Annotated in this window: 22 protein-coding genes and 1 pseudogene; 6 read left to right on the top strand and 17 right to left on the bottom strand. The window is 45.4% G+C overall.

The window, feature by feature from the left end:
- Nucleotides 1-419 precede the first annotated feature (419 nt).
- Both QUA83_RS14205 and QUA83_RS14200 read left to right on the top strand, forming a co-directional pair.
- Complete coding sequence (locus QUA83_RS14205; protein WP_333293750.1) at nucleotides 420-1,136, top strand: tetratricopeptide repeat protein; 717 nt, start codon at nucleotides 420-422, stop codon at nucleotides 1,134-1,136.
- The gene (locus QUA83_RS14200) at nucleotides 1,133-1,363 is read left to right on the top strand and encodes an Osc7112_2153 family protein (protein WP_333293749.1); all 231 of its coding nucleotides are present in this window, start codon (nucleotides 1,133-1,135) and stop codon (nucleotides 1,361-1,363) included. Before QUA83_RS14205 ends, QUA83_RS14200 begins: the two co-directional genes overlap by 4 nt.
- Before the next feature lie 279 nt (nucleotides 1,364-1,642).
- Here QUA83_RS14200 and QUA83_RS14195 read toward each other — a convergent pair whose 3' ends face one another.
- The 12 genes from QUA83_RS14195 to QUA83_RS30565 all read right to left on the bottom strand — a co-directional run bounded on the left by QUA83_RS14195 (nucleotide 1,643) and on the right by QUA83_RS30565 (nucleotide 12,647).
- Nucleotides 1,643-3,103 carry an IctB family putative bicarbonate transporter gene (locus tag QUA83_RS14195; protein WP_333293748.1) on the bottom strand — a complete coding sequence of 487 codons (1,461 nt, stop codon included), beginning with the start codon at nucleotides 3,101-3,103 and terminating at the stop codon, nucleotides 1,643-1,645.
- A gap of 305 nt (nucleotides 3,104-3,408) precedes the next feature.
- Nucleotides 3,409-4,293 carry a histidine kinase dimerization/phospho-acceptor domain-containing protein gene (locus QUA83_RS14190; protein WP_333293747.1) on the bottom strand — a complete coding sequence of 295 codons (885 nt, stop codon included), beginning with the start codon at nucleotides 4,291-4,293 and terminating at the stop codon, nucleotides 3,409-3,411.
- A 157-nt stretch (nucleotides 4,294-4,450) separates the two neighbouring features.
- Nucleotides 4,451-5,893, bottom strand: a complete 1,443-nt coding sequence (locus tag QUA83_RS14185) for a 1-acyl-sn-glycerol-3-phosphate acyltransferase (RefSeq protein ID WP_333293746.1) — start codon at nucleotides 5,891-5,893, stop codon at nucleotides 4,451-4,453.
- A 455-nt stretch (nucleotides 5,894-6,348) separates the two neighbouring features.
- A complete protein-coding gene (locus tag QUA83_RS14180; RefSeq protein ID WP_333293745.1) occupies nucleotides 6,349-8,355 on the bottom strand; it encodes a ribonuclease R family protein in 2,007 nt (668 codons plus the stop codon).
- 313 nt (nucleotides 8,356-8,668) lie between these two features.
- On the bottom strand, nucleotides 8,669-8,884 hold the full coding sequence (gene rpsR / locus QUA83_RS14175) for a 30S ribosomal protein S18 (protein ID WP_006631377.1): 216 nt from the start codon (nucleotides 8,882-8,884) through the stop codon (nucleotides 8,669-8,671).
- 115 nt (nucleotides 8,885-8,999) lie between these two features.
- Nucleotides 9,000-9,188 (bottom strand): 50S ribosomal protein L33, encoded by a 189-nt coding sequence (gene rpmG, locus QUA83_RS14170; protein WP_190658616.1) that lies wholly within the window; start codon nucleotides 9,186-9,188, stop codon nucleotides 9,000-9,002.
- A gap of 38 nt (nucleotides 9,189-9,226) precedes the next feature.
- On the bottom strand, nucleotides 9,227-9,760 hold the full coding sequence (locus QUA83_RS14165) for an RDD family protein (protein ID WP_333293744.1): 534 nt from the start codon (nucleotides 9,758-9,760) through the stop codon (nucleotides 9,227-9,229).
- Nucleotides 9,761-9,867: 107 nt separating this feature from the next.
- Nucleotides 9,868-10,110 (bottom strand): DUF7219 family protein, encoded by a 243-nt coding sequence (locus QUA83_RS14160; RefSeq protein WP_190658612.1) that lies wholly within the window; start codon nucleotides 10,108-10,110, stop codon nucleotides 9,868-9,870.
- Between the two features lie 403 nt (nucleotides 10,111-10,513).
- Entirely contained in the window at nucleotides 10,514-10,618 is a 105-nt protein-coding gene (locus QUA83_RS30575) for a DUF4087 domain-containing protein (protein ID WP_445301778.1), read from the bottom strand.
- Nucleotides 10,619-10,652: 34 nt separating this feature from the next.
- Entirely contained in the window at nucleotides 10,653-11,255 is a 603-nt protein-coding gene (locus tag QUA83_RS14155) for a hypothetical protein (RefSeq protein WP_333293743.1), read from the bottom strand.
- Nucleotides 11,256-11,367: 112 nt separating this feature from the next.
- A complete protein-coding gene (locus tag QUA83_RS30570; protein ID WP_445301777.1) occupies nucleotides 11,368-11,739 on the bottom strand; it encodes a transposase in 372 nt (123 codons plus the stop codon).
- An 86-nt stretch (nucleotides 11,740-11,825) separates the two neighbouring features.
- Entirely contained in the window at nucleotides 11,826-12,647 is an 822-nt protein-coding gene (locus tag QUA83_RS30565) for a transposase (protein ID WP_445301776.1), read from the bottom strand.
- Nucleotides 12,648-12,796: 149 nt separating this feature from the next.
- On the opposite strand from QUA83_RS30565, the gene QUA83_RS14145 reads away from it, so the two are divergent.
- Nucleotides 12,797-12,931 (top strand): hypothetical protein, encoded by a 135-nt coding sequence (locus QUA83_RS14145; protein ID WP_333293742.1) that lies wholly within the window; start codon nucleotides 12,797-12,799, stop codon nucleotides 12,929-12,931.
- Nucleotides 12,932-13,041: 110 nt separating this feature from the next.
- Here QUA83_RS14145 and QUA83_RS14140 read toward each other — a convergent pair.
- Together QUA83_RS14140 and QUA83_RS14135 are read right to left on the bottom strand one after the other, a co-directional pair.
- A pseudogene (locus QUA83_RS14140) lies at nucleotides 13,042-13,321 on the bottom strand (hypothetical protein); the annotation flags it as partial.
- A 160-nt stretch (nucleotides 13,322-13,481) separates the two neighbouring features.
- A complete protein-coding gene (locus QUA83_RS14135) occupies nucleotides 13,482-14,093 on the bottom strand; it encodes a hypothetical protein (RefSeq protein ID WP_333293741.1) in 612 nt (203 codons plus the stop codon).
- Between the two features lie 102 nt (nucleotides 14,094-14,195).
- Between QUA83_RS14135 and QUA83_RS14130 the strand changes: the two genes are divergently transcribed.
- The gene (locus QUA83_RS14130) at nucleotides 14,196-14,903 is read left to right on the top strand and encodes a hypothetical protein (RefSeq protein ID WP_333293740.1); all 708 of its coding nucleotides are present in this window, start codon (nucleotides 14,196-14,198) and stop codon (nucleotides 14,901-14,903) included.
- Nucleotides 14,904-15,118: 215 nt separating this feature from the next.
- Complete coding sequence (locus QUA83_RS14125; protein ID WP_333293739.1) at nucleotides 15,119-16,021, top strand: SGNH/GDSL hydrolase family protein; 903 nt, start codon at nucleotides 15,119-15,121, stop codon at nucleotides 16,019-16,021.
- Between the two features lie 109 nt (nucleotides 16,022-16,130).
- On the opposite strand, the gene QUA83_RS14120 is transcribed toward QUA83_RS14125, so the two are convergent.
- The 3 genes from QUA83_RS14120 to QUA83_RS14110 all read right to left on the bottom strand — a co-directional run bounded on the left by QUA83_RS14120 (nucleotide 16,131) and on the right by QUA83_RS14110 (nucleotide 20,353).
- On the bottom strand, nucleotides 16,131-17,030 hold the full coding sequence (locus QUA83_RS14120; protein ID WP_333293738.1) for a DUF4436 family protein: 900 nt from the start codon (nucleotides 17,028-17,030) through the stop codon (nucleotides 16,131-16,133).
- A 235-nt stretch (nucleotides 17,031-17,265) separates the two neighbouring features.
- Nucleotides 17,266-18,780 (bottom strand): carotenoid oxygenase family protein, encoded by a 1,515-nt coding sequence (locus tag QUA83_RS14115; protein ID WP_333293737.1) that lies wholly within the window; start codon nucleotides 18,778-18,780, stop codon nucleotides 17,266-17,268.
- A gap of 118 nt (nucleotides 18,781-18,898) precedes the next feature.
- The gene (locus tag QUA83_RS14110; RefSeq protein ID WP_333293736.1) at nucleotides 18,899-20,353 is read right to left on the bottom strand and encodes a folate/biopterin family MFS transporter; all 1,455 of its coding nucleotides are present in this window, start codon (nucleotides 20,351-20,353) and stop codon (nucleotides 18,899-18,901) included.
- 148 nt (nucleotides 20,354-20,501) lie between these two features.
- On the opposite strand from QUA83_RS14110, the gene QUA83_RS14105 reads away from it, so the two are divergent.
- A complete protein-coding gene (locus QUA83_RS14105) occupies nucleotides 20,502-20,981 on the top strand; it encodes a hypothetical protein (RefSeq protein WP_333293735.1) in 480 nt (159 codons plus the stop codon).
- Nucleotides 20,982-20,987 lie beyond the last annotated feature (6 nt).

Raw genomic sequence — 20,987 nt, 5'->3', positions numbered from 1 at the left:
GTTGATCAACTAAACCCCAGCTCGTTCCATCCCCGTGGGAAACAGCCCAGGGTAAGTCCCTACACTTCATAAACCTGGAATACGCTGTATCTCCTCATACAGTCGCATACTGTCGATCGACTGATCGCTAACTAAGTATTATTACTTAGGCAAGGGTAACAGTTCTACCTTCTTCCTGCTTCCCGCTTATTTTTCCTGAAAATATCCGGATGGCTTGTGGAGTCTCATGAATGATTAACCTATGCTCGAATACATCTGGGTAGTGGGAACATTCCCAAGCATTTGGCTGTGGACTGACAAACTCTTATGAGAAACGGACTCAAACCTGAGTCATTTCGTAAGATTATCAGGCCATTAGGGTGGCAATTAAATCTAGCAAACAAAATATCCCCCAACTCTCAAGTTAAAAAATGCTAAAAATGACACCATTAGCTAATATTTTCAATGCTATGAAAGAGCCAGCAAAAAAGCATCAGAACTCCAAGTGGGGAGCCTTATTGCTGATGCTAGCAGTAGGCTGGGGCGGCTGGCAAATTGGGTTGCCGGAACTGGCCTCTTTTTTTAACAATAGGGCTTTTGAAAACTACAAAGCCAATCGATTCGCTGATACTCAACAAGCATATGAGTTAGCGCTCTGGGTAGATCCAAAAAGCCGAACAGCTCTTTACAATTTAGGATGGCTTTGCGAAGAGGTGCAAGATTTACAATGCGCCCGAGGAAAATATCTGCAAGCTGCAAAACTCGGTCTGCCTGCTGCTTACAGCAATCTGGCTAGGTTATATATAGTTGATCAAAAAAACTATCCGGCTGCCGTTCACTTCCTGTGGCAAGGTTTGAAATTAGCTGAGGACGATCAAGTAAAATATTCTTTACTAAAAAACTTGGGATGGGCTCGCCTGGAACAGGGTCGATATTCAGAGGCATTGCAACATCTGGATGCAGCGATTAAACTTGATAGTGAAGGACCAGCAACTTACTGCTTAAAAGCGCAAGTCCTAGAAAAAATGAAAAATACTAAGGCAGCGCTACCGCAGTGGAAAATTTGTCTAAAGTATGCGGATTCTCAAGAATTCGATGAGGATATATGGATAGGGATGGCACGTCAACGATTAAACGAGGAAAAAACAAATAAATGAAACGCACAGTTTTGTTTTCATCAACCATACTGGCAATTATAACGGTGCTGGAGCTAAGTCAAGCCTCAACAGCACTGCCAACTCCTTCGACTGTTAAAATTACAGTTAATGAATCAGTCGAAACGCCGTTCGACTCCAATCAAGCGAGGAGGCGGCGGTGCAGAGATAGAGATGGTGGAAAATATCCGTGTCCCAGATTCATCATGCCTTCGGAGAGCGAAGAATAAGAGTTATTTTCAATAAATTTTGTAGAGTGTACCATCACCACTTTACAGCAACAGGTATGTAGTATGTAGTAGTATGCAGGGTGCCCCGTCCGCACCTTATAGCATTTGAGATTTGAGATTAATAATTGAAGAATTGGAAATAACTTATGGCGATAATGGTTTGCAGCTTGCATAAAGCTGCATTCTTTTTTCGCACTGGTATAACTCCTAATTATTGCTGTATCCATTATTGCTGGAGTCCGCACTGGGCGGGGAGAAAATCCCCGCCAGCAATTCTATCTACTCGCCCTCCGTCAAAGCTGAATCTTCCTGGTGGTGCGAGTTGCTGTAAAAACTAGCAATAATCGCCACCATCAACCACCACAGCATATTAACTTCGGGCCTGTACCAAACTGTATCGACAAAACCGTGGGCCATCATGCCGGCTAAAGTTGCGATCGCCCCAATCAACCAAAACCCCTGATTCGATTTGAGATTTGGGATTTTAGATTGGGGATTTCTGGATTCTTCCTCTAAATTAGAGATGTTAAATTGTGCATCCCGCAGATTTTTTATCTGCAGCAAACCTTGATTGACGGTAACAGTCATCAGCCACAGGAAACACATTAAACCGATAAAACCGGTTTCCACCGCAATTTCTAGCAGGACGGAATAAGCGCTCAAAGCAGTGAATCTCGGCTTCATATAAAGCGGATAAACTTTATTAAAAGCAGTGTTGCCCGGCCCAATTCCAAGAATTGGCCGATCGCGAATCATGTCAATCACCGCCGTCCAAACATTAATCCGAAAATTGTTACTGCTGTCACCTCTGCCGATAAACATACTCGAAACTCGATCGCGCAGAGGCTCCACTAAAGCCACTCCCAAAATTAAGGCTCCCGCCAAACCTCCTAACCCTAACGGCAGCGCCCAAGTCCGCCAGAACCGAGGCATCAAAGGGCTGTACCAGTACCACAGCAGCACTAAAAATACCACCAGTAGAGCCACAAAACCGATCCAAGCACCCCGGCTATCCGTGTAGCGCAAACACGCGCAATTCACCACCAGCATCGTCAGCGCTAAAATTTTTGTTCCCCATCCTTTCCACACAAAAAGTGCGGCGGCGCTCAATGCAATGGCCGGCAGCAAATAGGAACCAAGCAAGTTAGGATTTCCCAGAAAGCTGTAAACTCGCGTGACATTGGCTTGAGTAGAAGTCGGATCGTTCCAAGTAGCTAATGGCGGCACTTTGTCAATCCACTGCCGCACGCCGTAGAAACTGACAATTAAAGAGACGTTCAAAAATACGGCAATTAACCACGATCGCCAACGGGGCGATCGCAATATCCGAGCCATCAGCGCAAAAAACAGCAAATACAGCGTTAGCTTGCTCCAACCAGTAGCAGCGGCGACTTTGACCGGCGACATCGCCGTTGCGACGGTGGCAATGCCCCAGTACAGCAGTACCAGCAAATGAATCGGCCTCAAGGCGATCGGGCGATCGTCCGAAACAGTCAGCAGCACCCAAAATGCAGCGCTAGCCGCCATCAACACCCCCACCAAAGCATTGTTTACAAACGGCGCCAAACCGAAAGTCAAGGCCAGCAAAACAAAACCCAAGGGTTCTGCCCACTGCATCAGCCAGCTACTCTGCCGCCAACTGCGTAAACAGCCGATCGCCAAATTGAATAAATAACTTCTACTTTGCCACTGAGAGAGCGGCAAATTTGCCAGAGTTAACTGTTGCCAAACTGAATTCATTTTTAGATTGATTATTGGTAATTGGGAATTGGGAATTGGGAATTGGGAATTGAGTCTAAAAGCATCGACAATTGGTAGTAACTCCCATCTTGCACCATCCTCCCTTAAGGCTTTTATTGTCGGCTCCACAAAGAATAAATTTCTTGTGGGGGGCACGGGAGCCCGCGCATAAAAGCCTTATTGAGAATGGTGCAACATCTCAGTATTAATTAACAAATGACTTGTTTCTTCTTCCTTCTTCTTTCCATCCGTTACATCCGTTACATCCGTTAGAAAATCCGTTGCCGAACTTCCTTCTTCCTTCTTTACCCTTCCAACAATTCCGTAGCATTTGTGCAGGGCAGCCAGAGCACGTAGCGATATCCAGATTCCGGGGTTCCTTGAATCGAGAGTTGACCGCCTTGAATTTCCACCAATTGGCAGCAAAGCAGCAGCCCCAAGCGTTCCCTGGCCCCGTAACCAGCTAACACCGGTGCGGTATCCTCTGCATTCTGCGCCACCAAAGCCGCCAACTCTGAAAACGCCAGCGTTAAGCGCTGCGAACCCTGTGTCGGGAGTTGCGGTTCTCCGGGAGAGTCGGTTTCGGAATCCGATGGCGAACCGCTACCAGATCCGGCCTTCAACAAGTAGTCGGTGTAGAGTTTAGCATGGGGCAAACTTTCCCCTAACCAAGGATGAAAAACCCAAACTCCGATGTTGATACCGTCTTCTTTCCGAGAAACGTGGACTCGAATCACGCTGCCTGCCCCAGCAGATTGAATAATGCTAAAAATTAAGTGGTGCAGCATTTGCTGAACCTTCTCTTTATCTACCAACCAGATGCGCGACCCGGGCCCCATCGACAAATTAATTTCTTGCTCTCGTCTACTTGCCACCGACGACAGGATTGTCACAACCTGCTGGCACAGAGTTTCTATATCGACTGCGGTTCGCTTCAAGGTGAAAGCGGAATCATCTAGTTCGGCCAGTTCCAAAATTTCTTCAACTAGCGATCGCAAAGAGCGGCTGCTGTCTTGGATCACGTCAATATATTCTTTTTGCTTGCTCGTTAAGGGGCCATAAATTTCTTGTTTCAACACGCTTGCCATGCCAAGGACAGAAGTGAGCGGCGTGAGCAATTCCTGGGCTAAATTATTTAGCAGTTTTACTTTAATTGAGTTAGTAGACAAATCGATAGGTTTGTTAGTCATCGGTAATTTTTATTGGTTCATTGTCGATCGAGCGTTGGCGGTTCATTAGACCTATTCCAAAAGTCTATAACAATCTGTTTATAATTCACCAAAAAAAAAGGTGCTGAATAAAAATATATATTCCTTCTTCCCTAGAAGCTCTTGTTGATCTGAGTAATTAAGATTTAATCATTGCTTCTAAAGCTGATTGCAAGTCTTGAGTGAGTTCGGCAACTGCTAACCTGCGGCTGGTTTGATATCGATCCCAACGATCGCTCACTGATATGGGTTCGCCCACGGTCATTTGTACCTGCTGTTTGCCCAACTTCGGTCTGCCGAAAGGATTTCCCCCTTTGATGCGAGCCAGTACGTCCCACAGCAGTAAAGTTGTTTCTGCCAAACGTTCTGCTGTCAGTTGTTCTGCGACGTACCTGCCCGTGACGGACACGAAACTTTCTACAAGTCTCATGTGCCACATCCGAAGACTTGCTTCTTCAGCGAGGCGATCGGCTAATCCTCTTTCTAAGGGAGAAAGTGCTGCAATATTTTTGATATCTTCTCGATAAATATAGTCCCAGCCTGCTTGTTCCAGACGGCGGCAGCGGTCTATTAAACTGCCTTTGGGCTTTAAGTTAAAATATTCTTCGGCTACTTGCAAAGCTACGTCTAACAGTCCTTTCAGTCGAGCGATCATTACTTCATTGCTCGAATCGTTGGTCGTTTTTTCTGGGAGCGATAACGATGTTAAAATAGATATTTGTGGCGGTAATGTTTTATGATAAAAACGGCTGTAAAACTCTTCCATCACTGCTAGCAAATGGCTGCCAAGTCGAATCAGGCGCAGGTATTGAAATTTGTGATAGTGGTTTTCGGAATCGGGATTGGCAGTCTCTAAATTAGCGATGTCGGTGCGTTCTAATGGTGGCAGTCCGCAATCAATTTCTAATTGAGTTAAAAGTTTTTCTAGGGGTTGCCAAGGTGGATTGACATAGCGGTATTGAATGCCGATCGGCACAATTAAAACTTTTTCAGTGCGTCCGGCTTTCAGCAAATCTTCAACGCACCAGAAACCCATTTGAGCAATTCCCGGTTCGAGGGGGCTAACTATTTCATTGTGACCGTTGGTAGCGCCTTCTGGGGCGGCGGCGATCGGGAATTGGCTGTTGGCAAATAAATTGCGGGCAGATCGCAATCCGACGCGATCGATTTTACCGCGAACAATCGGAGTGCCACCGAGTTGGGAATACAACCAGCCGACTCCCGCACCGGCCCACAGGGGGATGCCGCGATCGTAGATAAAGTGGGAATGTACCGGGAATTGCAGGGGAATACCTTTGGCGCGCGCTGCTTGGGGAACGAGTTTCCAAATTAGTTGTCCCAAACAGTAGGGATCGTCTGAGTTGGGGTGGCGGAAGGCTAGCAAGAAGCGAACTTTCTGATTTTGAAATTGGTGGAATAGTTCGGCGAGGGTTTCGACGTTTTCGGCTTGAACGTGGCTGATACTCGTCCGAAATCGCAGCCACCAGGGGAATATTTGCTTACAACCTTGCATCACTAGCGGGTTGTAGGCTGGGGGTATGAATTCCAGCGGTGGCTGAACTTGGCTAATTGAATTGGGCATTTTGCGATTTTAAATTTTAGATTTTAGATTACTAGGTTAGGGTAAAAACTTCCAATTTTTACATACAATGCTGAAGTTTTTTTTATTAACCGCAGAGGACGCAGAGGACACGGAGGAAGAGAGGAGATAGCAAAGCATGTCAATTTAATGTCAAAAGTATTACCCGTCTTGGATTGAATATCATGTCGAGTCGATCGACCCCAATATTTTGGTCGGGGCGGGTTTAGGGGGTTTCTGGCTGATATTACAGATTCAGAGGTAAACTAGCCCTGACAATAATTAGGATTATTTTACAGGACTAAATATAAACCGAGCATCTTTTTTACCCGCCTGCCATTGACAATGGGGAGTAGGGGGTATGCGAGGGGGTCAGAAACTCGACTAAAAACGAGATTTATCCTCAGTTTCAGCCTTCAACGCAGATTTTTGCAATCTAAAATCTAAAATCTAAAATCCTATTGCGCGGCTTCAAATATCATTTCTTGGAAGTTAATGACATCCGATCGCGGATCGCAGTGGGTAACTTTGACTTCTAGTCGATCGCCTATTTCGACCGATCGACCAAATCGCATTGCCAATTCTAAACCCAACTCTTCCAATAAAATCAATCCGAGATTGCTGTCTTCTCTCAGCCAGCGCAGCATTAAAGCTTCCCAAACTTCATCGGGGTTGCGCCGCAAATATTCCAATCCCCAATAGCGGTTAGTTTGGCGTTCGACAGTGGATGCTTCTTTAACTGCGGTGCCGAGACACATCACAATATCCTGTATTTCTTCAGCGGAAAAAGGCAGTGGTTCGCCCCGCAGGTGGGCTTTGATTTGGAAGTGAGTCAGCAAGTCGGTATAGCGACGGATCGGGGAAGTAACTTGAGTGTATAATTCCAAACCCAAGCCTGCGTGGCGTCCGGGGGTGAGGCCCATTTCGCTGCGGGGCATACACCGGCGCACGGCGCAAGCGCGGGCGGGGCCTGCGGGCACGGCCAGCAGTTCTTCATCGGGAGGGAGTTCGGGCTGTGGCTGATAGCGGTAGGGTATGGGCAGGCTATGAGTTTGACCGTAGCGGGCGGCTAGTTCGCCTGCTAAAATCATCATTTCGGCTACTAGCATCCGGGCTGTGGAGTCGTCGATGACGTGGATTTTGATGTCGTCGCCGTTGACTTTGATGACGGATTCGGGCATGAAAATGCTGATTGCGCCTTGGGCTTCCCGCCATTTTTGGCGCAGTTTTGCTGCAGAGGCGATCGCTGCTATTTCCGGTTCTGCTTCGATTCCCAACTCCAGCATTTCGTCTACGTCATCGTAGGTCAAGCGGTAGGTGGGTTTTATGGTGCTGATGTGGATGCTGTAATCTTGAGCCGCGCCGATTTCGTCTAAGGTGACGCTGAAGCTGAGGGCGCTGCACTCTTTGCCTTGAATTAAACTCATCGGCCCGGTTGCCAAAGCTGGTGGAAACATGGGGATCATTCCCGTGGGCAGATAAACGGTAGTGGTGCGCTTTCTGGCTTCGAGGTCGAGTTCGTCTCCGGGGGAAAGCAAGCGGGTGGGATCGGCGATATGTATCCAGATCCGCTGCTGGCCGTTTTCGAGGAATTCTAAGCTGAGGCCGTCGTCGATTTCGGTGGTGCTTTCGTCGTCGATCGTGTAAACCTTGAGATGAGTTAAATCGAGACGATTTGTGTCGGAGTCGGTGGGGGGATTTTCTAGGCAGCGTTGGGCCACTTCTAATACCTTTGCGGAGAATTGTAGGGGAATTTGGCTGCGCCGCAAAAACAGGTTTTCGTGGGTACTCCAGAGGCCGAGATCGACTAGGAGGCCAAATGCTGCTTCGGGGTTTTCGGACCGTTGTAAGCTGGCTAAAGTTTCTAAGGCTGGGGTGCGGTGCGTTGCTTCTTCTCCGAGGAGGGCAAAGCGTTCTAGGGCGTCGAGGCGAGTTCGATCGCTATTTTCCCAATCTACATTTTCCCCTGCCAGCCGCTGTTTGACTCGATCCCAAAATCCTTGGGATTCTTGGTGTCGCTGCTGTTCTACTTCTTGCTGGTGTTTGATTTCGGCTACTTGGGCGGCCGATCGCGGTTCGTAGCGATCGCCCTTTTGTTTGAAATACAGTTTGTCTGTTGACAGCAAACAGTAGGCCGCGTAACACTGGGCCGGACTACTCTGAGAAAATAACAGCTTTGCCAGGGATTCGGGATCTGCTGTTTCTCCGTCACCGACTAAAAGTTCCCAAGCGACTTCCAAACTCGACGGATCTGAGTATGCTTCTACTTCTTTGAGAAATTTGGGAATATCGGAGGGTTTGTAAGTTTCTCCGACTACTTCGTAGGTGATTTGTTTGGGCGGTATGCTGTGCGGTTGACCGTTTTCGTCTACCACCACCCAGTTTTTCTTGCCGTCGGGGCGATCGGCAACTGCCAGACGGCGGTCGCCGTGCACTCTAAATTCTACTAACGTTCCCTTCTCCACTTGCCAGCTTTATATTTGAGATTTTGGATTTTTACAGTAGCCACTTATCGAGTTTCGAGCTTGCGATTTTAGATTTTGGATATTGGCAATTTTTCTGGTCAATTGTGAAAGTTAAAATCTAAAAAGTTGTTCTTTATTCTTGCTTTTTTTTTAACTTTTGACTTGTGATTAAGACTTGCGCTGCTGCGACTCTTAACCCTATTTCGCGATTATTTCGCTGCATTCTTGCTGCACTATTAATGACAGAAAGACGTTCTTTTCGCGCAAGTCTTATTCCCAGTCCAAAATCTAAAACCCAAAATCCCAAATCCTGTTAACCTTCTTGGTTTACGAAGGGCATCAAAGCTACAATTCTTGCTCTTTTGATGCTTCTGGTCAGGTCTCGCTGCTGTTTTGCAGTCAAACCGGTAATCCGGCGGGGCAAAATTTTACCGCGTTCTGTGACGTATTTTTTGAGCAAATCGACGTCTTTGTAGTCGATCGGGTCTCCTGGTTTGATGGGCGAAACGCGCCGGCGAAAGTAAGTCATGGTTTGTTGTTTGTTGACTGTTGACTGTTGACTGTTGACTGTTGACTGTTGTCTGTTGTCTGTTGACTGTTGACTGTTGTCTGTTGACCAATAACAACTGACTAATGACTAATCACTACTTGATCTCTTTGTGGGCAGTGTGCTGGTTGCAGTGGGGGCAGAACTTTTTGAGTTCCAGCCGCGCCGTCGTGTTGCGACGGTTCTTGGTGGTGGTGTACCGAGACACGCCTTTTGAGCGTTTGCTTACGTTTGTACGGCACTCAGTACACTCTAGAGTAATTATGATGCGGACGCCTTTAGCCATAATTCTAAATAAATTTCGACTAATTTAAACACAATTTATTATCTTCTCACATTGCTCTGCACTTGGTCAAGCAATCTTCTAACTTTGATGTCGAGGGAGTAGCCGCGGCGGGTTCCGACGACCATCGTCCCCCCGATGCGATCGTGGAAAGCTTGAGGAAACCTTTCGCCGGAGTTGAGGGCAACGCTACAGTCGATCGCTAGGGGCAGCATCAGCAGCAAGACGGCGGCGTTGGTAGATGTGAGCCCAGCTATACCTGCGAAGGCTAAGCCGGCGCACAAGCCCAGCAATGCCTCGCGCTTGCACAGTTCTTGCACTCCCGGAGTCCGTAGCAATCTGGTATCGGCAACTTTCATGTCCAAAGCCCAACGCCCGATACTTTGACCTAGGTTTTTCCTGACGATGGCTACGCGCAGGATCAGCCACAGCAAAACAAAAAATATGGTTTGGACGATCGCATTATTGCCCAGAAGCAAACTGGGCAGCCAAACTGCGATTCCATCAATGCAGAAGGCCGCTGCGCGGCGGCCGACGGATACTTTGGGAAGGAGGGGTACTAAATCGGAACTCATAGGCAAAAAGGTCGATCGCCAACTAGCTACTTTTTGATTTTAAGCTGTGGATTAATCGATCGGCATCAATGGCGCGTAACTCAACTTCCAAGCCAACCGCTAATTATTCAAGCTGAAAATGGATTTTCGCCAATTCCCAACTGCTTTTTCGACTTTTCCACCTGTTCCCACAGTGTTTGGATCTGAGTAAATGCCTGTTCCACAGAGATTTTACCGTTAGATGTCAAGGAACTGATGTAACCCACTCGCTGAGAAAACTCTTGTAAATTCGCATTAAATACCAAATTCTCTGGCTTTACTTCACCGTAATAACGATTTTGAGGATATAAAAAATTTGAATTTGCTACCATTGCTTTAACCTCGCCTGACAACTTTTTTTTCTAGTTCTCTATATTATAAACGGCGATTACCTTATAAAGTTGTGCTGTAAGTAGCAGAAATCATGTGACATTTGGCGAACTTTTTTGTGATGGCAATTACACCCACAGATGAGGGCGACAAAAACCTCAGTAATTTCACCTGTACAACTCACGCAGGCGGGGTCAACAACCAGGTTTCCGCCTTAAGGCTTATAACTTCGGATTTGGCGTCCCAGCCAGGTTTTTGTTAGTCCAGGACTGAGTTATTGAAATAAGTGACAAAATTGCCATTGGTTAGAACAACTTCTTTTCCATCAGAGATGGCAATGGTATCCATTCCTTTAGGTGGAGATTGACCTTGCTGTGAGATAGTCCAAGTGCCATCTCTGTCTTTTTAATACCAATTTCTAGGTGTGGGATTTTGCAACCATCCACACCTAGTTTCTGTAGCCTTAACAGGCAAATATATGACAAAAATAAAGGAGATGATAGCCAGCATAAGCAAGCTTCTTTTCATAACTCTAATCATTTCATCAACTCTTTGGTAAAGTATCACTACAACCAGCTTCTTTAAATTTTTGAAGCAACCGATTTCTATCCGCTGGGGGAAGGGAACTGATTAATTGAGCTATATCGAGTAGCGGTCTAGGCCAAGCGTATTCGTAGATAACAGGTTGATTATTTCTAGTGTCAATAAAAGCGGACCCTAAATAGTTGCCTTGTTGAATGAGAAATGTGAAAGTAGTGGTTTTGATGTATTTTCCAGAGACAGTTCCTTGAGCAAAACCTATCCCGCCGCCATTTGGTGGGGGAACATAATGGTGTATTATACAAACTTTACCTTTAATAGTTGAAGGGTAAATATTTTTAGTTACTTCTAATGCCGTCCATTGACCTAGAAAAGGTGCTACATCAGGATTAACTGGCAACCAAGCTCTAACAAACGCTTTCAATTTCTGAATCTCAGTTTCATTACGGCCATCTCGAATATACAAATCACGATTACCGGGCGACGGCGAAGCCACAAAATTGCGAAACCGATTCATTAATTGCTGCAATTCATTCTCAGTTGGGTATCGTCTAGATTGTTGTGCAATAATTGGTAAACAGGAAGCCAAAATTATTAAATTGACCATCAAGGCTACTACCCGGCATTTTCTCATAAGTAATACTCTCAAGTTCTGTTAACCCTAGTTTACCAGCCAATCAGCACATCTCCTGCTTGCTGATCAATACTCCGGACAGTTTTTAAGCAGCGAGAGTACCATAGGATAGGACTGACGGAAGGTTAGGGTGATTTAAAATTAAATTCGGGTCTAAATCTAACTTATCAATAAAGGTGTAAAGTATATGCCTATTGAATTCAAGGCGTTTATAAGAAGCCATCGAAAACACGAATGGATCGGGAGATGAATGACGATTATAAGCTTCATATTTGGCTAAGTTTAAAGCAGTCAGACTGGCATTAAAATGAAAATCCAGGCGTTGACCACTACAAGATTGGCAATCGGATAAACCTGTAAATTGTTTGGCATCACGAAAAATAAATTCAATTTGAAAACGAGCCCGATAATACTCAAGTATTTGCTCACCTGTCAGATCGAGAGCAGTGCTGAACAATAAAATATTTTTAATTTTACCGTTAGGTTGAACTTCTTGAAGACAAGCTAAACGTATTTGACATTTTAAACAAACACTCCATACTACTAATGAATAAAGCTTAACCCCGGCTTGATTTCTTTGATAAAAGTTAAGTTTTTTAATTTGTTACAGTCTACTTTTCCATCATATTTGCGAGGGGCACCTATTTTGTTTTTTTCACCTGTATAGATGTAATTCAAGTTGGCGTCAGACCGTAATTTACTAATCAAATGTAAATTTGAATCCCGTACAGCATCCCAGAACTTGGCGCGACAATAATAACCGTCAGCTACCAAATAACGTACAGATTCTGGCAATATAAAACGAGTTTTTTTTAAATGTTTGGCATAGTCGTCAACTCTTGTTAATTCAGGCGTTGAGCTTTTAAATGCCTCTTTTGTTGTCTGTTTTTTTGACGTTTTTTTTCCTTTAGTAGTTAGGGGACTTTTGGGTAGTTCTGTAGGAGGACGCCAGGGCGTTTGTTGTACGCTCACACTATAAGATAAATGAGTTTCAACTTCGACAAGAGAAATGACAGAAACTTCTAATCCCTCTTCAGGTCTGCCAGCTACACCATTATAAAAGGTAGCTTTACCTTCAGTCTTTTGGCCACTTTTTTTAATAAATGAACAATCGATTGCAGCAATAATTGTTCGCTCAGAATTCAATGCTTTCTTGATAAAACATTGATGGAATTCACTAAAATTGAATTTTTTCAAAAAATGACGACGATAAGTTTTTTCACTCAATGAACTATAACGGCTCAGATTGGTAAAATTAACTTTGCCATAAACAAGTAATATGGTGGAAAATAAAATTACCATAAACTTTTTTTGGGATTGACTAATCCCTGACATTTGTTGTAAGATAGATTCTAGAATATTCATCGGGCATTTTTTTAAGTTCGTGTGTTTTTTGAGCTTAACGTAAAAAGTGCCTTTTTTTTGATTATCGGTTAAAATCTCAGGGAATTTTTGGCTCTGCTCGCGGAGCGCCGCTGTTCCAAAACTGTCCGAAGTATTGGCTGATAAAACCTATGTATAAACCACCACTCCCACAACTCCAACTCGATCGCCCATCAATCACCTCCGATCGCACTGTGCTAAGTAAAACATACGCGATCGGCAAAAAAGCAGATCGTCACAATTTGGCAAAACTAATGATCCTGTGAGATTATATTACTGCTTGCAAACATCGCTTTTTCTGCTCCTACTTACTTGGGTAGCGAACCTAGGGCGTCGGTTCAGTATTAGGAGTTGACAAAAAAAAGACTTTATGAAATTAGCCAGTCCATGAGTTCGACTTTATGCCTGGTGTAATTGGCCGAACCTTATCCATTCGAGCAATGACATGAAGATTATGGACGACAGCGACTCGCCGTAGATCGAAAAGATTTTTCCGCTGCCCGATATAGCGAGCACGGTTAAGAAAGCCAATGCCCAATATGAGCCAGAGAGTGTTCAACTGTAGTACGTTTTCTTAAGTCTATTCTACCAATAGCAGTGGATTGACGTCCTCGCAACTCTGGCATTAAGGCTTCATCAGGATGAATTGATACACTCTAATCATTTCATCACATCGGGAGCATCTCATATTTGTAAAAACACTTCTTCTGGCTCCTTCCTTCTTCCTTCTGACTCTTTTCTCCTGACTCCTGACTCCTAACTCCTAACTCCTAACTCCAATTTCTAGCTTGGCTGCTTTCATTGAGATGCTCCCCATCACCTCTTTGGTAAAGTATCACTACAACCAGCTTCCTTAAATTGTTGAAGCAACCGATTTCTCTCCGCTGGGGGAAGTGGGGGAAGGTGACTCATTAATTGAGCTGGATCGAGTAGCGGTCTAGGCCAAGCGTATTCGTAGATAAAAGGTTGATTATTTCTAGTGTCAATGAAAGCGGACCCTAAATAGTTGCCTTGTTGAATGAGAAATGAGAAATCAGTGGTTTTGATGTATTTTCCCGAGACAGTTCCTTGAGCAAAACTTATCCCGCTGCCATTTGGTGGGGGAATAAAAGTTTGTATAATACAAACTTTACCTTTAAGAGTTGAAGGGTAAATATTTTGAGTTTCTTCGGGTGCCGTCCATTGACCGATAAAAGGTGCTACATCAGGATTAACTGGCAACCAAGCTCTAACAAACGCTTTCAATTTCTGAATCTCAGTTTCATTACGGCCATCTCGAATATACAAATCACGATTACCGGGCGACGGCGAAGCCACAAAATTGCGAAACCGATTCATTAATTGCTGCAATTCATTCTCAGTTGGGTATCGTCTAGATTGTTGTGCAATAATTGGTAAACAGGAAGCCACAATTATTAAATTGACCATCAAGGCTACTACCCGGCATTTTCTCATAAGTAATACTCTCAAGTTCTGTTAACTCTTAATTTACCAGCAAATCAGCACATCTCCTGCTTGCTGATAAAACCTATGTATAAACCACCACTCCCACAACCCCAACTCGATCGCCCATCAATCACCTCCGATCGCACTTTGCTAAGTAAAACATACGCGAGCGGCAAAAAAACAGAGCGTCACAATTTGGCAAAACTAATGGCCTGTGCGATTATATTACTGCTTGCAAACATCGCTTTTTCTGCTCCTACTTACTTGGGTAGCGAACCTAGTGCTGAGGCTGACAGCGTTAAATTCACTCAAAAGGTTAACATCATCCGGGCTCAAGATAGCACCCAGGTGCCGCTGAGCATTCGGTATAGTGGGACAGAAGCTAGGGGAGGCTTTGTCCTCATGCAACTTACTGCACCCAATCGAGATACAACTCAACCAGCTTACGGTGGCAAGCTTCGTCTCTACGATGTTCATCTTGCCAAAATGTTTGAAACTTCCCATTTTTTGTGCCAGCAGTTTAGAGGCGTTTCCGGTTATGAATGGGTTTATTCAGCAGGTAATGAAAGTATTCACATGGGAAACTTTAGAATTCCCTGTAGTTTAGCTAGCGAAATGGCTTCAACCTACGGCTTAGGAAAGCCAGAACGCACAAGCATTGCCAAAGATACCGAGGGCGGCCCTCCTGAATTAGATGTCTATTCTATTCCGATTTTAGACATCACTGGTTCTAAGGTTCAGCAGTGGATGAATTTTGTGCAAAATTTTAAACCAACTAGCAAGAATATGTAGTGACCTGCAATACTAAACGCTCAAACCTGTAATAAGCGTCATTTCTCAGCGTTCTACTGATAACAACTCGACTGATATCGCCGAACATCTCACGCCCAAGTCCAGGATTGTTGGCAACTATAGCGAAATTGATTGTTCCCTCTCAGCAGACTCAGGCTACAATATACAATTAAAGTAAAGATACGCATCAAATAGGCTCTTTTTCATTCTTCCTTATGTCTGCAAATGCGCGTGAAGCGAAGCTATCCCGTTCCCCGCACGGGTTCCCGAAGGGTAGGGAATCGCCCCGTCCCAAACCGCGGCTGAGGCAAGTTTTAATTAGACTTTCCATCGCCGTAATTGCTGGTATTATCGCCTTCAACCTTCCTCACTCCTTAATTCCAGTGTTTAAAGAATCCGTATCCCAAGCAACGCCAGCACCAGAAATCCAGAACTTGCTCGCCGGCAAGCGCAAAATTGTGATAGTGGGCGACAGCATCACCGAGGCTGGGAAATACCCCGGAGGTTACGTTTGGCTGCTGGAACGCTATCTGAATGCCCTTTATCCCGATCGCAAAATCGAAATCGTCAACGCGGGAATCGGCGGTAACAAATCGACTGATATGCAAGCGCGCTTCCAGAAAGATGCGATCGACCAAAAGCCAGGTTTAGTGATGATTAATGTCGGAGTCAACGACGTTTGGAACGCTTTCATCGACTTCCCAAACAATCAGTTTTATCCGGAAGGCAACTGGCCCGCGGGAGTGCAAGTGGCAGAATATCGGGAGAAAATAACTCAAATGGTGCTGGCCGCAAAAGCCGCAGGAATTCGAGTTGTACTGCTTTCTCCTACTCTGATAGGGGAAAGTATCGACGGCCCAGAAAATCGCAGGTTGCAACAGTATGTTGCCGCGATGCGAGAAATTGCGTTAGATAATCAGTGCTTGTTTATTGATTTGAATACGCCTTTTCGGGAAGTTATCGGCACGTATCAAAAGCACGCGGGCAAAACTCTGAATTTGTTAGCAGCAGATGGAGTACACCCGAATCAGTCCGGGTATCGAATTATGGCTTTTACTATTTTGCGAGGTTTGGGAGTACCCGCAAATAATATTGAGAATTTGGAAGTCAAAAATTGAATCCTTGAATTTTGTTAACAGTTGACGGTTGACTGTTAATTGAAAGTATCCAAGGTAAAACCCCCCTGATTTATCTCTGGGCTAAATTCTTCAAATCTAAAATCTAAAATCATTCCATCGGCGGATGATACCGCTTCAACCAACAGCTACCAATAATAACTAAGGCCACCACAACAATAATTTCTGTCCAAAAAAACGACAGAAAATCACTGGCAGTTCCCACTGGCGGCACTCCCGGTTGAGCATTGCGAATAGCGGGAAAAGCAAATAGCATTACACCCGTCCAACTCAGCATTCCTACTTCCGGCAACTTGCCCGATTTCATCACTTTTAATGCTAGCAAAAGCGCCATAATTGACAGCACCCACATGATGACAATAATCACTAACGCAAAGAATTTCACCGGGAGCGATCGAGTTGCAGAAACATCGATATAAATAAAGATAGATGAATTTTCTTCCATCGGCTTATAACTGATGTCGAAACCGGGAACATCGGCATGGAAATTAAATTCCAGCGGCACGGGATTCAGTTCAAATGGAGCAAATTTTTTACCAATCGAAGGCAGCGGGTCAATCGAAATAGCTACTTTAGCAATGTGGCTGTCAAACGGGTAATTGTTAATTTTTCCTTTGACTAAGTTAAACTTCAATGCAGGGACAATCATCGGTTTACCTTCTTTAAAGGTAATTTCCGAATCCTGTACATTTGCGCCGTTAACTGTCATTAACAAGTCTTGAGCTGGGTAAGTTGGCCCTTTTTTATAAATACCTTTGAGTTCAAACTGCAAGCGGGCTTCTAATTCGTTTTTAATGGGATCTACTGCAATTACCGTCATTTTGACCTCAACCAAGCCTTGGGACGCTACAGCGCTTTCGGGAGATGGATTGTAAGGCTCTTGGGCGTTAGCATTGTGAGAGTAAATAGATAAGATAATTGCAAAAATTACGATGATACTGCAAATTAAAATAAGTATTTTTTTGAGATTAAATTTGTTGACTGTTGGCATTTATTATGGATATTTTATCGTTTGATTTGTTGTTAGTATTTCCCGCAGTCTCCCAGTTTGCCAGTCCGTCAGTCCGTCAGGGGTTTAAACTTGGGTTTCATAGCTAAAATCGGTGAAAACTGACATCTTGCACCATTCTCAATTACTTGTTTAGGAACAGGCAAGATGCCTGTTCCACAAGAGTTCAATTTTCTTTCTTGTGGGGTGGGCATCCTGCCCGCCCATAGTAGCGAAACTACGAACCGATAGGAAGCAGTACATTTGATGTAAAACTGCCGTGCAAGCCGTAGGGAATGTGCTGTTTTAAATGCAAGCGCGCTACAGGGCCTTTGGTAATGTCGCGAGCATCTAAAATCACTAAGGTCGATCGATGATTAGCTGCATCATACATTAAAACCAGCAGCCAGCCGTCATCCTCAGCCGTTGCACCTTCAGGCGAGACGCCTGAACCACGAGGAACAAACACTGGTTCCCCCGCAAAACCACGCGGTGCCGCACTCCAAATTTGCCTTTCACCAGTCACGAAATCCATTTTGAGGATAGCTTGCAAAGGAGCATTTCCTGTGGGAGCATCAGCAGCACCGATGTAAAGATATCGGTAAGGTTGTCCGACATTATTAGGATGCAAAGTTGGAAACTCGCAGCACCGAGTTTCAACAACTTGATGCTGCACGGTTTTGTCTTGCAAATTTAACTTAAAGCGCCACAATTCGCCCGCTGGAATGCTGTCAAAATCAACCTCGCGAAAATCGCCACCCCCTTCTACAGTGGGAAATGATTCGTAGCAAACTGAATCTACAAAAACTTCGCCTCCTTCTTCCCATGCGTTGCAGTGGTGGAAGACAAAACAAGGTTCAGTTTCTAATATCTTTACCTCGTCAGTGCCGTTGCGGGGAATTAAAATTGCTTGCGTTGGCTTGTTTGGCGAAAATTGAATACACTGCGCTGCACTCCGAAATCCTAACACGAAAAGCAGCGGATTGAAGCTGACGGGATTTTGGAAGAATATGCAGTAATTCGGGGTAATTACCATGTCGTGAAGGAAGGCAAAACCCGGTATTGCATGGGCGTGACGCTGCAAAAGTTTGCCGCTTTCGTCGAGTTCGTAAATCGTGATGGTACTCGACAAACCGGGCTTGACGGAAAAGTTTACTAATCTGTCTCCTTTGCCATTTTTCCCTTTTTCAATTCTGGGGTGGGCGGCAAAGGCTTCACCGGGTTCCAAGATGCCGTCTAGGGTATCTAAGCCGAGTGTTTCTAGGGTGCGGGGGTCGAGTCTGTAGGGCTGTGCGGCTTCCCAAAGTGCTAGCAGTTTGTCGCCCCAATAAATGATGTTGGTGTTGGCAATGTTTTTGATTTTGACATCAAAGATGTTGGCTAGCCAACCCCCCGGTTTCTGTGTGCCGAAAACGCCTCGGTGGAGGATTTTTCCGGCTTTTTGTTCGGCGAGATAGCCTTCTGTGTGTATGAATCGGTTGCGGAAATGGGCGCGGCCTTCGGATATGGCGATCGCACAAATCATCCCGTCGCCGTCAAACGGGTGGTGGATGCGCTGGCCGTTGACATCCAATAATCCGGGCCCGTTGCGAAAGAATGTGCCTTGCAAGCCGGGGGGGATTTCGCCTTCTATGTCGTCAATCCAGTAGTCGGATTCGTTGGGTTGGGATTCGTAGCCACGCTGCCAGTCTGTGCGATCGTATGATAGGTTTTGGGCGGCTGTTTGAGGTTGGGAAATCTGTAGTTTTTGCATGGGTGTAATAAGCTTTTCTTGATTTAACCGCAGAGAACACAGAGGGCGCAGAGAGAAGGAAAGTCGGAGAATGAGGCAACACAGTTAAATTCATCCGTGTATCTGTGTGTGCTTGCCTTTATTTGCTGTCTGCGGTGCGGCTTTGTGACCTTACTGTCGGTACTAAGTCGGGAAAGTATTCGGGCATGAAATGCTGTCCGCCTGGTTTGGAACTGCCCGGTTCTGGTTCTAATACGGGAAGAGACTTTTGATTGTGTGGATCGCTGCTTTCTGTACTCTCAGCGGGCAGCCAATTTAAGAACGGTAGTGGCAGAAGTGTGGACAGGTTTGTGATGACAATTAGCAGCCAGAGGTTATCGAAATTGCGATCAGTAATTCCTAGCAAGTGGGTCAAAAGTGCACCGCCTTCATGAGACAAAAGTCCTGCTAAATTTGTGATTGACATCAGCAGCGCAAATAAAGTTGCTTCGACGCCTGGGGGACACAATCTGGCGGAGAGTACGAGCACCGGCATATAAGCAATTTGTCCGATTACTGTCAGGATCAGGCTGTCTCCGATGCTGAACCATTGATCGTCAATTCCTAAAGCTCGGTTGGCATGAGTTACTAATAATAAAGTAGTCATACCCAAAGCAGTCGCAATGACGGTTGACCAGCCAAAAATCACTCGAAATGGAACTGTTTTGAGGAAGCGTTGAAACAGCCAGACGCCGGCGAGGGCGGCAATGCTGGTAACGAGGCGCACTCGGCCGAGAAATTCTGGTTGAAAGCCTAATTCGTTGGTGGTGAAAAAGAAGAAGGCGGAGTCTGAGCTTGGGGTGGCTTGCCAGAGGAAGAGAAAGGCGGTGGGCAGCCAAATTGTTTTTTGGGTAACAGCTTGCCGCAGTTGTTTGAATTGGTCTTTGACTGTTTCAAAGTCGGTTCTTTTGTTGGTTTTTTCTTCGGCAATTAACCAAGCTGTTGCTGATACAATTAGCGGGAAAGATGCGGTGATTAAAAATATAGTATGAGTGCTGAAGTGTTGCAGCAGGGAACCGCTGAGGTAGGCGGTAATTAGTCCGCCGAGGGCTGAAGCGCCCCAAGACAAGGATTGCAGGGAACCTGCGTCGGTAACGGATTCTTTTCTGGCCCTTTCGACTACCAGGGAGTCGGCGATTACGTCGCTGACGGCGAGGGAGAGGGAACTCAGGGCGATCGCGCCTGTAGCTGCCAGCGGTGTGTGTACAATTGTTGCGAGGCTCACCCATGCTGCCGTTCCCAGCAGCCCGGAGAGGACGATGTAAGGGCGTCTGCGGTAGCCGAATATCGGCAAGCCGTCCGACATGAAGCCGAACACGGGTTTGATAATCCAAGGCAGGGCGACGACGCCCAGCATTGCCGAGACTTCGGCGGGACTCATACCTAGTTCGTCTTTGAGAAAGAAGCTGACGGCTAAGCGGGCTAGTCCGAGAATGCCTTGGACGAAGTAAATCAGTAAGATGGCTATGAGTTCGGGGGTTGGCTCATTCCCAAAGAATACTTTTTCTTTTAAAGATTCTTTGAGTTTGCTGACGCCGGAGGGGGAAACGAGCATTTGAGCAATATTTCTTAATGAATCTCAATATTTATAACACATTCTTAATGAGTTCCGGGAACTGTCGGAGGTGGGATGCCGGAATGACGGGGATCTGGCAGGTAATATAAAATTGTGATGAGCTCGAATTAAAGGATTTTTGGTAGCAATGAAAGCAGAAATTAGAATTGTCTTTCTGGCAGCAGCTTGGATTTTAGGAATGGGGGCTAATTTAGCCTCAGCAATACCTGTTGCTAATAAGCAAGGTGATTATCCGGTGCCGCCTGCGAGACAGCGGGGCAATCGGCAGGTAAATTGGGTGGTTGTTGACTCAGATTCTCAAGGGTTGAATTGCCGGATGGCTCAGAGATTTCGCTCAGTTTCTGTAGACGGTTTGGATGCGCCTGATGAGTTGTTTGAAAGAAATAAACACAATGTTTCGCAGTGGCCTGTCGTGACTGCGTTTCGGCGCGGAAAACGATTGCAAGCGGTGACAGGAAATAATGCCAATCAAATTATGATTTCTGACTCTCAGGGCAAACCTTGGCTGCCGATTTCCACGGATAAGGGTAATTGTTTTGTGCGGGCGAACAGCCGTTTTATTAAACCGATTCGGGAAAATCCTACTACTTTGAAACCTTTAGAATAAGGGAGA

The organism is Microcoleus sp. K1-B1 (assembly GCF_036704705.1).
Classification (GTDB): Bacteria; Cyanobacteriota; Cyanobacteriia; order Cyanobacteriales; family Microcoleaceae; genus Microcoleus.
The sequence above is the reverse complement of the archived record's forward strand: the minus strand, read 5'-3'. Positions and strand labels throughout refer to the sequence as shown.

Coding starts and splice junctions, on each gene's coding strand:
- QUA83_RS14160 (WP_190658612.1), bottom strand. CDS start 10,110: ATGGTAGCAAATTCAAATTTTTTATATCCTCAAAATCGTTATTACGGT.
- QUA83_RS14120 (WP_333293738.1), bottom strand. CDS start 17,030: ATGCCAACAGTCAACAAATTTAATCTCAAAAAAATACTTATTTTAATT.
- QUA83_RS30565 (WP_445301776.1), bottom strand. CDS start 12,647: ATGAATATTCTAGAATCTATCTTACAACAAATGTCAGGGATTAGTCAA.
- QUA83_RS14135 (WP_333293741.1), bottom strand. CDS start 14,093: ATGGTCAATTTAATAATTGTGGCTTCCTGTTTACCAATTATTGCACAA.
- QUA83_RS14200 (WP_333293749.1), top strand. CDS start 1,133: ATGAAACGCACAGTTTTGTTTTCATCAACCATACTGGCAATTATAACG.
- QUA83_RS14205 (WP_333293750.1), top strand. CDS start 420: ATGACACCATTAGCTAATATTTTCAATGCTATGAAAGAGCCAGCAAAA.
- QUA83_RS14185 (WP_333293746.1), bottom strand. CDS start 5,893: ATGCCCAATTCAATTAGCCAAGTTCAGCCACCGCTGGAATTCATACCC.
- rpmG (WP_190658616.1), bottom strand. CDS start 9,188: ATGGCTAAAGGCGTCCGCATCATAATTACTCTAGAGTGTACTGAGTGC.
- QUA83_RS14195 (WP_333293748.1), bottom strand. CDS start 3,103: ATGAATTCAGTTTGGCAACAGTTAACTCTGGCAAATTTGCCGCTCTCT.
- QUA83_RS14145 (WP_333293742.1), top strand. CDS start 12,797: ATGTATAAACCACCACTCCCACAACTCCAACTCGATCGCCCATCAATC.
- QUA83_RS14115 (WP_333293737.1), bottom strand. CDS start 18,780: ATGCAAAAACTACAGATTTCCCAACCTCAAACAGCCGCCCAAAACCTA.
- QUA83_RS14165 (WP_333293744.1), bottom strand. CDS start 9,760: ATGAGTTCCGATTTAGTACCCCTCCTTCCCAAAGTATCCGTCGGCCGC.
- QUA83_RS30575 (WP_445301778.1), bottom strand. CDS start 10,618: ATGCTGGCTATCATCTCCTTTATTTTTGTCATATATTTGCCTGTTAAG.
- rpsR (WP_006631377.1), bottom strand. CDS start 8,884: ATGACTTACTTTCGCCGGCGCGTTTCGCCCATCAAACCAGGAGACCCG.
- QUA83_RS14125 (WP_333293739.1), top strand. CDS start 15,119: ATGTCTGCAAATGCGCGTGAAGCGAAGCTATCCCGTTCCCCGCACGGG.
- QUA83_RS14105 (WP_333293735.1), top strand. CDS start 20,502: ATGAAAGCAGAAATTAGAATTGTCTTTCTGGCAGCAGCTTGGATTTTA.
- QUA83_RS14110 (WP_333293736.1), bottom strand. CDS start 20,353: ATGCTCGTTTCCCCCTCCGGCGTCAGCAAACTCAAAGAATCTTTAAAA.
- QUA83_RS14155 (WP_333293743.1), bottom strand. CDS start 11,255: ATGGTCAATTTAATAATTTTGGCTTCCTGTTTACCAATTATTGCACAA.
- QUA83_RS14130 (WP_333293740.1), top strand. CDS start 14,196: ATGTATAAACCACCACTCCCACAACCCCAACTCGATCGCCCATCAATC.
- QUA83_RS14190 (WP_333293747.1), bottom strand. CDS start 4,293: ATGACTAACAAACCTATCGATTTGTCTACTAACTCAATTAAAGTAAAA.